Source organism: Pseudomonas amygdali, from assembly GCF_002699855.1.
In the GTDB taxonomy this organism is placed as follows: domain Bacteria; phylum Pseudomonadota; class Gammaproteobacteria; order Pseudomonadales; family Pseudomonadaceae; genus Aquipseudomonas; species Aquipseudomonas amygdali.
This window is the reverse complement of record NZ_LKBW01000272.1, coordinates 22,243-36,587: the sequence shown is the minus strand read 5'-3', so window position 1 is coordinate 36,587 and position 14,345 is coordinate 22,243. Positions and strand designations below refer to the sequence as shown.

At 61.2% G+C, this 14,345-nt stretch carries 10 protein-coding genes; 7 read left to right on the top strand and 3 right to left on the bottom strand.

The features are described 5' to 3' along the window. Positions 1–668 precede the first annotated feature (668 nt). From AO277_RS18600 to AO277_RS18570, 7 genes are all read left to right on the top strand, one after another. Positions 669–2,072: a polynucleotide adenylyltransferase PcnB gene (locus AO277_RS18600; protein WP_005732362.1), complete on the top strand. Its 1,404-nt coding sequence runs from the start codon at positions 669–671 to the stop codon at positions 2,070–2,072. After that, a complete protein-coding gene (gene folK, locus AO277_RS18595) occupies positions 2,065–2,571 on the top strand; it encodes a 2-amino-4-hydroxy-6-hydroxymethyldihydropteridine diphosphokinase (RefSeq protein ID WP_044318579.1) in 507 nt (168 codons plus the stop codon). The genes AO277_RS18600 and folK overlap by 8 nt, the downstream gene beginning before the upstream one ends. 227 nt (positions 2,572–2,798) lie before the next feature. Continuing rightward, positions 2,799–3,599 carry a 3-methyl-2-oxobutanoate hydroxymethyltransferase gene (gene panB / locus AO277_RS18590; RefSeq protein WP_044318578.1) on the top strand — a complete coding sequence of 267 codons (801 nt, stop codon included), beginning with the start codon at positions 2,799–2,801 and terminating at the stop codon, positions 3,597–3,599. Beyond that, positions 3,596–4,447 carry a pantoate--beta-alanine ligase gene (gene panC / locus AO277_RS18585; RefSeq protein ID WP_031596380.1) on the top strand — a complete coding sequence of 284 codons (852 nt, stop codon included), beginning with the start codon at positions 3,596–3,598 and terminating at the stop codon, positions 4,445–4,447. The genes panB and panC overlap by 4 nt, the downstream gene beginning before the upstream one ends. Before the next feature lie 253 nt (positions 4,448–4,700). Then, positions 4,701–6,365, top strand: a complete 1,665-nt coding sequence (gene pgi, locus AO277_RS18580) for a glucose-6-phosphate isomerase (protein ID WP_044318577.1) — start codon at positions 4,701–4,703, stop codon at positions 6,363–6,365. A 224-nt stretch (positions 6,366–6,589) separates the two neighbouring features. Further along, entirely contained in the window at positions 6,590–7,459 is an 870-nt protein-coding gene (locus AO277_RS18575; RefSeq protein WP_044318581.1) for an oxygenase MpaB family protein, read from the top strand. A gap of 96 nt (positions 7,460–7,555) precedes the next feature. Continuing rightward, complete coding sequence (locus AO277_RS18570) at positions 7,556–8,713, top strand: acetyl-CoA C-acetyltransferase (RefSeq protein WP_044318580.1); 1,158 nt, start codon at positions 7,556–7,558, stop codon at positions 8,711–8,713. Between the two features lie 19 nt (positions 8,714–8,732). On the opposite strand, the gene AO277_RS18565 is transcribed toward AO277_RS18570, so the two are convergent. Genes AO277_RS18565 through ptsP form a run of 3 tightly spaced genes read right to left on the bottom strand, consistent with a single transcriptional unit; the run spans position 8,733 to position 14,296 of the window. Beyond that, complete coding sequence (locus AO277_RS18565; RefSeq protein WP_010216971.1) at positions 8,733–10,475, bottom strand: PTS fructose-like transporter subunit IIB; 1,743 nt, start codon at positions 10,473–10,475, stop codon at positions 8,733–8,735. 12 nt (positions 10,476–10,487) lie between these two features. Further along, a complete protein-coding gene (pfkB, locus tag AO277_RS18560) occupies positions 10,488–11,429 on the bottom strand; it encodes a 1-phosphofructokinase (RefSeq protein ID WP_002552049.1) in 942 nt (313 codons plus the stop codon). Next, positions 11,429–14,296: a phosphoenolpyruvate--protein phosphotransferase gene (gene ptsP, locus AO277_RS18555; protein WP_044318576.1), complete on the bottom strand. Its 2,868-nt coding sequence runs from the start codon at positions 14,294–14,296 to the stop codon at positions 11,429–11,431. Before ptsP ends, pfkB begins: the two co-directional genes overlap by 1 nt. Between the last annotated feature and the right edge of the window lie 49 nt (positions 14,297–14,345).

The window sequence follows — 14,345 nt, the reverse complement described above, 5'->3', positions numbered from 1 at the left end:
TTTGGTCGGCATACATGCACCTCTAGCTACATGTTATGCCCGAACACAAAATTTCTGACAGTCTCGACCCGGCTTTTTTATGCCAACAACAACCGCCTTTCGCCCGCAAACGCCTGGTTTACGGGGCTTCGCAAAAGTTGGCACAGCTTCTGCTATATGCTTAGTACAAGAAAAACAACAAGCAGTACGACACCCATAATAAAAACAACACGAATCGACTCACGCATAACAAGAACAACACGGCGGAGGCGCAGCTAACTGATTCTTTTGGAGAGGAGTTGTATTTGGGGCTTGCCCCGCAACCAGGCCGAGAACAACAAAAACTACCCTTAGGTAGAGCCTGAACTGGTTGGATCGGATGATCATTGCAACGCAGCGACCAAAGCAATCCGTTTGCTCTTGACTCCCGATTGGGAGGTTTCACAGACGAAGGTCTCGTGAATGGGCACTCAACAAAAACAAGAAGCCCATACAGAAAACAATAATAAAGAGCACACACTTTGGGGGAGCTTCGGCTCCCCCAGTAGCTTCCCCAGCGTTAATACGCGCCATCGTTTGCCCTTCCGCGACAGCTTCCTACACCATCCCCCGACTAAATGCTAGAATCCCCGCCCATCATGCGGTCATTCCACGTTTTTGGCCGAATATTCCTTCAAACAGTGCATCCCATGCTGAAGAAGTTGTTCCAGTCATTTCGTTCCCCACTGCGCAAACCGCAGCAACATACGCGTACCACGCCTGAAGTGCTCAATAGCAGCCAGCATTCGCTGCAACGCAGCCAGTTCAGCCGTTATGCCGTTAATATCGTCGAGCGCCTGCAGAACGCTGGCTACCAGGCCTATCTGGTCGGTGGCTGTGTACGCGACATGATGCTCAACATCACGCCCAAGGATTTCGACGTCGCCACCAGCGCCACGCCAGAACAAGTGCGTGCCGAATTCCGCAACGCGCGAATCATTGGCCGCCGGTTCAAGCTGGTGCATATCCATTTCGGTCGTGAAATCATCGAAGTGGCGACCTTTCGCGCCAATCATCCCCAGGATGACGAAGAAGAGGACAGCAATCAGTCCTCGCGCAATGAAAGCGGGCGCATTCTGCGCGACAACGTGTACGGCACGCTTGAAGAGGACGCCCAGCGTCGCGACTTCACGATCAACGCGCTGTATTACGATCCGGTCAGCGAGCGTGTTCTGGATTACGCCAATGGCGTACACGACATTCGTAACCGTCTGATCCGCCTGATCGGCGACCCAGAGCAACGCTACAAGGAAGACCCGGTGCGCATGCTGCGTGCGGTGCGCTTTGCTGCCAAGCTGGACTTCGGCATCGAAAAGCACAGCGCCCAACCGATTCGCTCGCTGGCACCGATGCTGCGCGATATTCCGTCGGCACGCCTGTTCGAAGAAGTGCTCAAACTGTTCCTCTCCGGGCATGCTGCTCCCACCTTTGAAATGCTGGTGGACCTTGAACTGTTCGAACCGCTGTTCCCGGCCAGTTCCAAGGCGCTGGAATACAACCCGACCTACACCCATACACTGATCAGCAATGCCCTGATCAACACCGACCTGCGCATCAAGCAGAACAAACCGGTCACGCCTGCATTCCTGTTTGCCGCGCTGCTCTGGCCTGCCCTGCCGGCCAAGGTACTGCGCGCCCAGGAGCGTGGCATGCCACCGATTGCAGCTATGCAGGAGGCCGCTCACGAACTGATTATCGAGCAATGCCAGCGCATCGCGATTCCAAAGCGCTTCACGCTGCCGATCCGCGAGATCTGGGATATGCAGGAGCGCCTGCCGCGCCGTTCGGGCAAACGTGCAGACCTGTTGCTGGACAACTCAAGGTTCCGTGCGGGTTACGATTTCCTCCTGTTGCGTGAAACTGCGGGCGAGCAGACCGATGGTCTGGGCCAGTGGTGGACCGATTATCAGGACTGCAACGACAGCGAACGCCGCGACATGATTCGTGACCTGAGCAGCAAGCCCGAAGCGGCGGGCACAGCGCCACGCAAGCGTCGTCGTAACAGCGGTGCCAAACGCAAGCGCACCACCGGCGAGGCGCAAAGCGGTGAATGAACCGCTGTTGACCACTGAACGCGTTTACATCGGCCTGGGCAGCAATCTTGCTGACCCGGCCGAGCAACTGCGCAGTGCCCTCAAGGCAATGGCGCAGTTACCCGGCTGTGAACTGACCGGCGTGTCTTCGTTCTATGTCAGCGACTCGCTGCTGCCCGGCCAGCCGCGCTTTACCAACGCCGTCGCAGCACTCGACACTGCTCTGGCACCACTGACCCTGCTTGACGCGCTACAGGCCATCGAGCTGGATCAGGGCCGCGAACGCCACGAACGCTGGGGGCCTCGCACGCTGGACCTAGACATTCTGCTGTTCGGCAATCGCCTGATCGATGAACCGCGCCTCAAGGTGCCGCATTACCACATGCAGGCGCGGGCATTCGTGCTGTACCCGCTGGCAGAGCTGGCCCCAGGCCTGACGCTGGCCGACGGACGCGAACTCGATCGTCTACTTGACGACTGCCCGTTTACGGGCCTTGAACGCCTGCCCGCCGAGGCATAAAGCCTGTCTGTCACCGCACATGTGTAACCGGTCCGACGCACAGGTAACACCTTCAATTGACTTCACGCCCCCTCCTCACGAAGATAGGCCTCCCGCCGCCGCACCACAGGCGAACGGGCGCGAAACAGGCCTTTGCAAAACACCGCGACACGACGGTGTGCCTGCTTTTCCAGGATGACTCTCACGCGCTGAACACCCGTCTTCACAGCGCCTGATGGAGGACTTACATGCCGAACATAACCGTTACGTCGCTGCTGGCCATGAAACAGAAAGGTGAGAAAATCACCATGCTGACCTGCTACGACGCAACCTTCGCCCACACCGCCTGCCAGGCCGGTGTCGAAGTGCTGCTGATAGGCGACTCGCTGGGCATGGTCCTGCAAGGTCACGACAGCACCCTGCCCGTCACGACCGCCGAAACCGCGTACCACGTTGCCTGTGTCAAACGCGGTAATCAGGGCGCGATGATTCTCGCTGACCTGCCGTTCATGGCCAACGCCACGCTGGAGCAAACCTTCATCAACAGCGCGACGCTGATGCAGGCAGGTGCGCACATGATCAAGGTCGAAGGCGCTGCATGGCTTGGCGAGTCGATCCGTTTGCTGGCAGAACGCGGCATCCCCGTGTGCGCACACATGGGCCTGACGCCGCAGGCAGTCAACGTACTGGGCGGCTACAAGGTTCAGGGTCGACTGGAAGCACAGGCACGGCAGATGCGTGCCGACGCGATCGCGCTGGAACAGGCGGGCGCAGCGATGATCCTGCTGGAGTGTGTGCCGAGCGAACTCGCCGAAGAAATCACCCAGGCGGTGAAAATTCCGGTCATCGGTATTGGCGCAGGCAGCGCTACCGACGGCCAGGTACTGGTGCTGCACGACATGCTGGGCCTGTCCATCAGCGGGCGCGTACCCAAATTCGTGAAAAACTTCATGACCGGTCAGCCCGATATCCAGTCGGCTATTCAGGCCTACGTGGCCGCGGTCAAAGACGTCAGCTTTCCGGCAACTGAACACGGATTCTCGGCATGAACACAGTAAAGACCGTACAGGAACTGCGTGCCGCCGTTGCGCGGGCACGCAGCGAAGGCAAACGGATCGCGTTGACCCCGACCATGGGCAACCTGCACAGCGGCCACGCCGCACTGGTCGCCAAGGCGGCCCAACGTGCCGACTTCGTGGTCGCCACCATTTTCGTCAATCCGCTGCAGTTCGGCCCCAACGAAGACTTGGCCACTTACCCTCGCACCCTGGCGGCCGATCAGGAAAAACTTCTGCAGGCCGGGTGCAACCTGCTGTTCACCCCAAGCGTCGAGGAAATGTACCCTCACGGCATGGCCGATCAGACGCTGGTCAGCGTGCCACACCTGTCGCAAGGCCTGTGCGGTGCGAGCCGTCCCGGCCATTTCGAGGGCGTTGCTACGGTCGTCAGCAAGCTCTTCAACATGGTGCAGCCAGACCTGGCGATTTTCGGCGAAAAAGACTTCCAGCAGCTGGCGGTGATTCGCGCCATGGTCCGTGACCTGAACATGCCGATCCAGATCATCGGAGAACCTACCGTGCGTGCCGACGACGGTTTGGCGCTGTCCTCGCGTAACGGTTATCTGAATGAAGCTCAGCGCGCTGCGGCACCCGCGCTGTATCAGGCCATCCGCCAGACCGCCGACGCGATCAGCGCAGGCGAGCAGGATTTCGACGCACTGCTGACGAGCAAGAAGCAGCAATTGGAGGCAGCCGGTTTTCGTATCGATTATCTGGAAATACGTGACGCCACCAGCCTGCGTCCGACCACTGCCGAAAATCGCGACTTGGTCATCCTCGCTGCCGCATTCCTGGGTAAAACCCGCCTGATCGACAATCTGCACCTGACCAGAAGCTGACGGGATGCGCCGGGGCAATGAACTAAGCCACACCGGCAATGCCATACCGGTACAGGTTGCCTGAACCACAACCGACAGCATTTGAGCGCAAGCCCCGGTTTCTTGTGTGCGAAAAAGTACCGGGGTCATGTAAGGCGAGGCGCAGACAAACGGGTACGCGAAGGGTAGTCTGCTATGTATAGCCCGTGAGAAAGCTTGCGACCTCGCCCCAAGAATATCCAAAGACAGAACCAGTTAAAGGAAACCCGCAGCGATGGCGTACTACCGCAATCCTTCCGATGTGACCGCTCTGCCCGCCTGGCAAGCGTTGAGCAAACACCGCCAGTCCATGCAGAATTTCAGCATGCGCGAAGCGTTCAATTCTGATCCGCAGCGCTTCAGCCAATTCACCCTCAGCAGCGCCGGCCTGTTTCTCGACTACTCCAAAAACCTGATCACCACCGAAACTCGTGATCTGTTGGTCAGCCTAGCGGGCGAAGTGAACCTCAAGGACGCTATCAAGGCTCAATACGATGGCGAGCTGGTCAACTCATCCGAAGGTCGCCCGGCGCTGCACACCGCTCTGCGCCGGCCGGTCGGCGACAAGTTGAAAGTCAACGGTGTCGATTTGATGCCGGACGTACACCGCGTACTCAATCAGATGACCGAACTGGTCGGCCGAATTCACGACGGTCTGTGGCGCGGTTACACCGAAAAGCCGATCACCGACGTGGTGAACATCGGCATCGGCGGCTCGTTCCTCGGCCCGGAGCTGGTCTCCGAAGCGCTGGTGGCCTACGCGCACAAAGGTGTGCGTTGCCATTACCTGGCGAACATCGATGGCAGCGAGTTTCATGAACTGTCGATGAAAATTCGCGCCGAGACCACGCTGTTCATCGTCTCGTCGAAGTCCTTCAACACGCTGGAAACCCTGAAAAACGCTCAGGCTGCACGCGCCTGGTACCTGGCGCAGGGCGGCTCCGAAGTTGAACTGCATCGCCACTTCATCGCGGTTTCCAGCAATAACGCGGCAGCCGTAGCCTTCGGCATCCGTGAAGAAAACATCTTCCCGATGTGGGACTGGGTTGGCGGTCGCTATTCGCTGTGGTCGGCCATCGGCCTGCCTATCGCGCTGGCTATCGGCATGTCCAACTTCAAGGAACTGCTGTCCGGCGCCTATACGATGGACCAGCATTTCCAGAGCGCCCCTTTCGAACAGAACATGCCGGTGCTGCTGGCGCTGCTGGGTGTCTGGTACGGCAACTTCTGGAATGCGCAAAGCCACGCGATCCTGCCGTACGACCACTACCTGCGTAACATCACCAAACACCTGCAACAACTGGACATGGAGTCCAACGGCAAGAGCGTCCGTCAGGACGGTACGCCAACCTCCACCGACACCGGCCCGGTCATCTGGGGCGGCGTGGGTGCCAACGGTCAGCACGCTTATCACCAGTTGCTGCATCAAGGCACACAGATGATTCCGGCCGACTTCATTGTGCCGATCGTCAGCTTCAACCCGGTTGCCGACCATCACCAGTGGCTGTACGCGAACTGCCTGTCACAGAGCCAGGCATTGATGATGGGCAAGACCCGCGCTGAAGCCGAAGCCGAGCTGCGCGAGAAGGGCATGAGCGAGGAAGAGGTGCAGAAACTGGCACCGCACAAGGTCATCCCCGGTAACCGTCCGAGCAACACCCTGGTAGTCGAACGCATCAGCCCTCGTCGTCTTGGCGCACTGGTGGCGATGTATGAGCACAAGGTGTTCGTGCAGAGCGTGATCTGGGGCACCAATGCCTTTGACCAATGGGGCGTGGAACTGGGCAAGGAGATGGGCAAGGCCGTGTACCAGCGTCTGACCGGAGGCACCGAAGAGCCGGCTGACGATGCATCGACCCAAGGCCTGATCAACTACTTCCGCGGCCGTCACCGCGGCTGATTTGTCCCTCTCATGGTTATGACCATCGTTCCCGCGCTCCGCGTGGGAACGCCGTTCGTGACGCTCTGCGTCACAAAGAGGACGCAAAGCGTCCAGAACTGCATGCCGACGCGGAGCGTCGGCACGATAGTCAGTTGGACTTGTGCATCACAGTGAGCGCTGCGCGCTTGGCATGAGAGCTTCAGTCAGTTTTATCCACGCCCTCCCCGATGCACGAGCACGACATGGAATTCATCCGCACCCGCATCGAAACCCAGGTCATCAGCCTTACCGGCCTGGCCCTGGGCCAGCTGGATCTGGAGAACCCCAAGGGCGACCCCGGTCTGTTTGGTCCTCAGGCAGTGTGCTGGAAGGTACACGGCGACTTCACCAGCATGCTGGTCGGCGGCATCAGCGCCTTGATGTTGCAGGCTTTGCACCCGCTGGCACTGGCGGGCATCTGGGACCACTCCAACTTTCGTCAGGACATGCTCGGCCGCCTGCGGCGCACCGGGCAGTTTCTGTCCGGCACTACCTACGGCTCCACGCGAGATGCCAACTGGCTGATCGACAAGGTGCGCAACATTCACCTCAATATCGTCGGCACCGCGCCCGATGGCCGGCCGTATGCCGCCAGCGATCCGGATTTGCTGACCTGGGTGCATGTGGCCGAAGTCAGCAGCTTTCTCGCAGCCCACTTGCGCTACCTCAACCCGGATATGTCGCTCGTCGATCAGGACGCGTACTACGCTGAAACAGCGCTGGTTGCCGAACGGCTCGGGGCTCGTAATGTTCCGCGCTCACGTCAGGCCATCGCTGATTATCTGGCAGACATTCGCGGGCAACTGGTATGTGACGAACGCAGTTACGAAGTGCTGCGCCTGCTGCTTAATGCCCCTGCGCCCAACTGGCTGGCCAAGCCTTTCGGTGTGTTGATGATGCGTGCCGGTATCGACTTGCTGCCGGACTGGGCCAGCGAAATGCTCGACATTACCCAGGGTCCCGTGCAGCGCCGGATGATCCGCCTGGGCGTCAACAACACCGCGCCCATTTTGCGTTGGGCCGTACGGGACGGATCAGCGCAACGTGCCAGACGCCGCATGGACGTTACGTAAAGGTTTTCGGCAAAACGTGACCGAGCGGTTCACGGTTGGAACCTGCCTGCCTATCTGTGCCACCATGAGCTCTCAATAACAATGAGGATCAGCACCATGCAGGACGTCGTTATCGTCGCCGCCACCCGTACCGCCGTCGGCAGTTTTCAGGGTTCTCTGGCTGCCATTGCTGCTGTAGATCTTGGCGCTGCAGTCATTCGTCAACTGCTGGTGCAGACCGGCGTGGACGGCGCGCAAGTCGATGAAGTCATCATGGGCCAGGTGCTCACCGCCGGCGCAGGCCAGAACCCGGCGCGACAGGCCGCCATCAAGGCGGGCCTGCCCTTCTCGGTACCGGCCATGACCCTGAACAAAGTCTGCGGCTCGGGTCTCAAGGCACTGCACCTGGCGACCCAGGCGATTCGCTGCGGTGATGCCGAGGTCATCATTGCTGGCGGCCAGGAAAACATGAGCCTGTCCAACTACGTACTGCCGGGCGCACGCACCGGTTTGCGCATGGGCCACACCAGCATGGTCGACACCATGATCACTGATGGTCTGTGGGATGCATTCAATGACTACCACATGGGCATCACCGCCGAGAACCTCGCGCAGCAGTACGACATCAGCCGTGAAGCCCAGGATCAGTTCGCTGCCCTGTCTCAGCAAAAAGCGATTGCGGCCATTGAAGGCGGGCGCTTTGTCGATGAGATCACCCCGATCCTGATCCCTCAGCGCAAGGGCGAGCCATTATCATTCGCCACTGACGAACAGCCCCGCGCTGGCACCACGGCCGAAACACTCGGCAAACTCAAACCTGCGTTCAAGAAGGACGGCACCGTCACCGCTGGTAACGCGTCTTCGCTCAACGACGGTGCCGCCGCCGTGATGCTGATGAGCGCGGCCAAAGCCGAGCAGTTGGGCCTGCCAGTGCTGGCGCGCGTCGCCGCGTACGCCAACGCAGGTGTCGGCCCGGTCAGTGCAACCCGGCGCTGCCTGGACAAGGCTGGCTGGTCGCTGGACGAACTGGATCTGATCGAAGCCAACGAAGCATTTGCCGCACAGTCGCTGTCGGTCGGCAAGGAACTGGGGCTGGACCCGCAAAAGCTCAACGTCAATGGTGGTGCCATCGCCCTTGGCCACCCGATTGGCGCGTCAGGCTGCCGCGTGCTGGTGACACTGCTGCACGAGATGATCAGGCGCGATGCCAAGAAGGGCCTGGCCACGCTGTGCATCGGCGGTGGCCAGGGGGTTGCCCTCGCGCTGGTACGCTGAGGGCGCTTGCAATCGGTAATCAGGCGCCTGCGGGCGCCACTTCCATGTCCACCGGCTCTGGACGCTTGATCAGCGCGTAGACCACGCCGGTCAGCACGCTACCGGCGATAATCGCCAGCAGATACAACAGCGCATGGTTGATGGCGTTGGGGATCAGCATCACAAACAGGCCGCCGTGTGGCGCCATCAGCTTACAGCCGAAGTACATCGACAATGCACCGGTCAGCGCGCCACCCACGACACTGGCCGGAATCACCCGCAACGGGTCCTTTGCAGCGAAGGGAATGGCACCTTCCGAGATGAAGCACAGCCCCAGCACGAACGCCGCCTTGCCTGCCTCTCGCTCGCTCTGGGCGAACTTGCGGTGGGCCAGGATCGTGGCGATGCCCATACCGATGGGCGGCACCATACCGGCAGCCATGGCAGTGGCCATCGGCGCATAGCTCTGGGACGCCAGCAGACCGACCGAGAACGCATAGGACGCCTTGTTGATCGGCCCACCAAGGTCGACGCACATCATTGCACCGAGCACCACGCCCAGCAGGATGGCGTTGGTGGTGCCCATGCTGTCGAGGAAGTGCGTCAAGGCTTCCAGCATGCCCGCAACCGGCTTGCCGACCACATAGATCATGACCAGACCGGTGAACAGGCTAGACAACAACGGGATGATCAGAATCGGCTTGAGCGCTTCGACACTGGCAGGCAGACGTGCGTAGCGGTTGATCGCGGCAGCACTGTAACCAGCCAGAAAACCGGCAACGATACCGCCAATGAACCCGGCACCCAGCGTACTCGCCAACAGACCACCGATCATGCCGGGTGCCAGCCCCGGACGGTCAGCAATCGAATAGGCGATGTAACCGGCCAGTAACGGCACCATCAGTTTGAACGCCGCCTCCCCACCGATCTGCATCAGTGCCGCAGCCAGCGTGCCCGGCTCTTTGAACGCGGTGATACCGAACACGAAGGAAAGAGCGATCAACAGCCCGCCCGCCACCACCATCGGCAGCATGAACGAAACACCGGTCAGCAAGTGCTTGTAGACGCCCGTCTTTTCTTGCCTGGCGGGTGACTTGGCGGTGGCCTCATCGGATTCCACCTGCCCTTCCGCCAAGGCTTTTTTCAGGGTCGCCTCGGACTGCTTGAGGGCGATCCCGGTGCCGCAACGGTAGATCTTCTTGCCGGCAAAGCGGTCGGTATTGACCTCGATATCCGCCGCCAGCAGCACCACGTCGGCATCGGCGATGGCCTTGGCGCTGAGCGGGTTGCGCGCACCGACCGAACCCTGGGTTTCGACTTGCAGGTCGTAATTCAGACGCTTGGCAGCCTGCTGGATCGCTTCGGCCGCCATGAACGTGTGCGCGACGCCGGTCGGACAAGCCGTGATCGCAACGATGCGCGGTTGCGCGCCCGTATCACCGCTTGCCTGAGGCGCCGCGGCTTCGGAAGCCACATGCACCTGCGCTTCTCGCTCGGCGCGCTGCAGAAAACTGTCGACATCCTGCAACGCATGCGCAGGCGAATCCTGAAACAGGCGTTTGCCGACAAAGCGGCTCAGGTCCACCGGACCGGTATTGACCACCAGGACAAGATCGGCGGCTTCGATGTCCTGAGCGGACAAGTGCTGATCGGCCTTATTGGGATCGATGATTTCGACGCTGGTTTCCCAGCCCTGGCGCAGGGCCGCCGCTTCGAGCAATCGTGCGCTGAGTACGCTGCTGACCTTGCCGTTCGGGCAGGCCGTAACTATGGCTAACTTCATGACGATCCTCTCTTATTGTTCTGAAAGGCTGCGTACAGTGACGCCGCCTTCAAGCCGTTTGAGTTGCGCGGCATCGGTGATACCGAAACCGATCTGGGTCACTGCCATGGCGGCAATCGCCGTAGCGGTGCGCAAGGTCTTCTGTGGCTCGTGAGCGCTGATCAGCCCGTGCACCATGCCGGCCAGAAGCGAATCGCCAGCACCTACCGTGCTGGCCACCGTGACCTTGGGCGGCAGCGAGTGCAGCGCCACACTTGGACTGAACCAGTGCACGCCTTCAGAGCCCTGAGAGATCACCACATGCTCGATGCCCTGCGTGTGCAGGCGAGCAGCCACTTCGGCTTGCGCGGCAATGGAAATGATCGGTGCGTCGAGCGCATCGGCCAGTTCTTCGGTGTTGGGCTTGATCAGCCACGGCCCGGCGGTAAGACCGGCGCGCAGGGCCAGGCCGCTGCTGTCCAGCGCTACTTTCAGACCGAGGTCCTTGAGCATCACCAACAGTTTGTGCAGCCACTCCGGCGTGACACCACGCGGCAGGCTGCCAGCAACCACGACGACATCGAAACCTGATGCAATCTGTTGCACACGGGCGAACAGCGCTTGCTGTGCCTCTTCACTGACCTGCGGGCCAGGGCCGTTCAGGTCGGTGATGCGGCCACTGCCTTCGGCCAGCTTGATATTGCTGCGGGTTTCTCCCGGCACACGGACAAACTCGTCAACAAAGTTGCGACGTTCGAACAACGCCTCGAACGCTTGCTGGTTGTCGACACCGAGAAAACCGGCAACGGTCAGGTCGTGGCCCAAGTCTGCCAGCACCTGCGCCACATTCAGGCCTTTGCCCGCTGCGTGAGTGAGCATTGCATTGCTGCGGTTGACCTGGCCCAGCTCCAACTGGCCCAACTGCACAGTCAGGTCCAGCGCCGGGTTCATGGTCAGGGTAAGAATCTTAGCCATTACACAGCCTCCACAAGCGCACGAACTTCGGCGGCGCTGCCCGCCGTCAGCGCATTTTGCGCCAGTTGTTGCGCGCTGCTCAGGGTCAGCTCACGCACGCACGCCTTGACCTCGCCAATGCTGCGCGCCGATACACTCAATTCATCCACGCCCAGCCCGACCAGAATCGGCACCGCCAGCGGGTCGGCGGCCAGTTCGCCGCATACGCCCACCCATTTACCGTTGGCATGCGCAGCGCGCACGGTCATGTCGATCAGTTGCAGCACCGATGGGTGCAGGCCGTCAGCCTGGGCCGACAGCGTCGGGTGACCACGGTCGATGGCCATGGTGTACTGCGTCAGGTCGTTGGTGCCGATGCTGAAGAAGTCCACTTCCTTGGCCAGCACCGGGGCAATCAGCGCCGCCGATGGCACTTCGATCATGATCCCCAGTTGCAGGTCGCTGACCGGAATCTCCTCGCGCAACCGCTCGGTCATTTCCCGCGCCTGACGCCACTCTTCAAGCGTGCCGATCATTGGGAACATGATGCGCAGCGGGCCGCTGTCTGCGGCGCGTAACAGGGCGCGCAACTGGCTTTCCATCACATCCGGGCGTTGCAGGGTCAGGCGGATACCGCGTACGCCAAGAAACGGGTTTTCCTCTTTGGCGATCGGCCAGTAAGGCAGTGGTTTGTCGCCACCCACGTCCAGCGTACGCACCACCAGCGGACGGCCGCCCAGATCAGTCAGCACGCGACGGTATTCAGCTTCCTGCGTCGCTTCATCGGGGGCCTGAGAATGCGCCATGAACAGCAACTCGGTGCGCAGCAGGCCAACGCCTTCCGCGCCCTGCTCCACAGCCGCTGGCGTCCCGGTGCTATCGCCGATATTGGCGAACACTTCGACGGCATGCCCGTCACGCGTCACAGCAGGCTCCATACGCGCTGCCGCTGCGGCCTTGAGACGCTCTTCGCGGGCATCGCGGTCCTGAGCGGCGCGCTGCAGGGTTGCTTCATCAGGTGCGACGGTCAGCCGCCCGCGCTGGCTGTCGAGCAGCAGCACGGTGCCCGGCTTGAGCAGCAGCACTTCGTCACCGGCACCGACGAGGGCAGGAATGCCCAGCGCACGCGCCACGATGGCACTGTGCGCGGTCGCGCCGCCACGGGCAGTGAGGATGCCAGCGACCTGCGCCGGGTCCAGACGGGCTACGTCGGATGGGCCGACTTCGTCCATCACCAGAATGTAAGGTTCGTCCGGGGCTGCGACGGTTTCGACGCCGCAGATCTGCGCCAGCACGCGCCGCCCCACATCACGCAGGTCGGCGGCACGCTCGGCCAGCAGCGCGTCCTGCAGTTGTTCCTGCTGAACGGCAGCGGTCTCGATGACCGTGGCCCAGGCCGCAGCCGCACTTTCGTCGTTGTTGAGGCGCGCCTCGACTTCGTTGGTCAGTTCCGGGTCTTCGAGCATCTCCTGGTGGGTGATGAAGATTTCCCGGATAGCCTTGGACTTGCTGCGCTGAATGAGGTTTTCGATGTCGCTGCGGACTTCACCGATCGCCTTGTGCAGACGCTCGCGTTCGGCAGCCACAGACTCACCCTGCTGCGGATAATCAAAGATTTGCAGCACCTGAACGTGGGCCGGGCCGATAGCAATGCCCGGCGAAGCAGGCACGGCCTGCAACACGCTGCCGGCAGCCGGGGCGTTGAGCGGCTTGGCTACAGCAGCAGGCGCTGGCGCAGCTTGAGCCTCTGAAGCAACGGGCAACGGTTCGACTTCTTCACCCAGGCCCTGCTCCACTGCGGCGATCAGGGCAGGCAACGCGTCGTTGGCAATCGTCGGTTCGGCAATGAACTCCAGCGTCTGACCACGGCGTGCGCCGAGGCTGAGCAGCTTGCTCAGGCTCTTGGCCGACACCGCAGATTCGCCGCTTTCCAGCACGCGCATGCGGATCTCGCCGTCAAATTCCTTGGCCAGTTGCGCCAGTATCTTCGCCGGGCGGGCGTGCAGGCCGTGGGCGTTGGCCAGCTGGACGCGCTGGGTCGGCCATTCGGCAGGCACTTCGCCGCCCAGAGCTTCCAGCACAACGCGACTGTTGGTGGCGTGGCCCAACTCATGACCACGGCCTTCGATCAGCAACAGGCACAGACGCTCCAGCAGCGCCTGATGCGCCTCACCCAGACTGGCGAGACAGAACAGACCGGTCAGCGGCTGGCCCAGATAGCGGATAGGTTTGTCCGGCGTGACGAACGCCAGACCCGGACGTTTGACGGTTTGCTCGCTGTGCAGCCACCACAGGCCATCACCCAGCGACAACGCTTCAACCTGCTGCAGCACGGCAGCGAACCCGTTGCTCACGCAGTCGGCTTTGCGCAGCAGGCGTGCGCCGCGCCAGACCAGTTCTTCAAAATCGTCGGCCGATACGCCGAGGCTGATCATCTGTGCGTCGAGCGCCAGTTCCTGAGGTGCGCCCTGCAACAATTTGAGCAGGTCTTCCGGCGTCCTGGCTTCGCGCAGCGCCTGGCCCAGATCCTCTTCACCCAATGCGCGGGTCAGCAGTTGCAGCAGACGCAAGTGCTCATCGGACTTGGCCGCAATACCAATCGCCAGATAGACCATTTGCCCGTCGCCCCAGTCCACCCCTTCGGGGAACTGCATCAGACGCACACCGGTGGTAACCACCAGATCGCGGGTTTCGGGGGTACCGTGCGGGATGGCGATGCCCTGACCGAGAAAGGTCGAGCCCTGCTGCTCACGGCTCATCAGCCCGGTGAGGTAGCCCTCGGCAACCAGGCCATCAGCGACCAGGTGGTCGGCAATCAGCTTAAGTGCGGCAGTTTTATCCACAGCCGACCGGGCCATGGATATTTGCTCCAGAGTGAGTTCGAGCATTGCCTTGACTCCTGTGCAGCGCCAAGGCGCCACCTGATTCTTGTTTTAA

What these genes read in the sequence shown, in the direction of transcription:
- AO277_RS18600 (WP_005732362.1), top strand. Translation starts at nt 669, where the DNA reads ATGCTGAAGAAGTTGTTCCAGTCATTTCGTTCCCCACTGCGCAAACCG.
- panB (WP_044318578.1), top strand. Translation starts at nt 2,799, where the DNA reads ATGCCGAACATAACCGTTACGTCGCTGCTGGCCATGAAACAGAAAGGT.
- panC (WP_031596380.1), top strand. Translation starts at nt 3,596, where the DNA reads ATGAACACAGTAAAGACCGTACAGGAACTGCGTGCCGCCGTTGCGCGG.
- pgi (WP_044318577.1), top strand. Translation starts at nt 4,701, where the DNA reads ATGGCGTACTACCGCAATCCTTCCGATGTGACCGCTCTGCCCGCCTGG.
- AO277_RS18575 (WP_044318581.1), top strand. Translation starts at nt 6,590, where the DNA reads ATGGAATTCATCCGCACCCGCATCGAAACCCAGGTCATCAGCCTTACC.
- AO277_RS18570 (WP_044318580.1), top strand. Translation starts at nt 7,556, where the DNA reads ATGCAGGACGTCGTTATCGTCGCCGCCACCCGTACCGCCGTCGGCAGT.
- AO277_RS18565 (WP_010216971.1), bottom strand. Translation starts at nt 10,475, where the DNA reads ATGAAGTTAGCCATAGTTACGGCCTGCCCGAACGGCAAGGTCAGCAGC.
- pfkB (WP_002552049.1), bottom strand. Translation starts at nt 11,429, where the DNA reads ATGGCTAAGATTCTTACCCTGACCATGAACCCGGCGCTGGACCTGACT.
- ptsP (WP_044318576.1), bottom strand. Translation starts at nt 14,296, where the DNA reads ATGCTCGAACTCACTCTGGAGCAAATATCCATGGCCCGGTCGGCTGTG.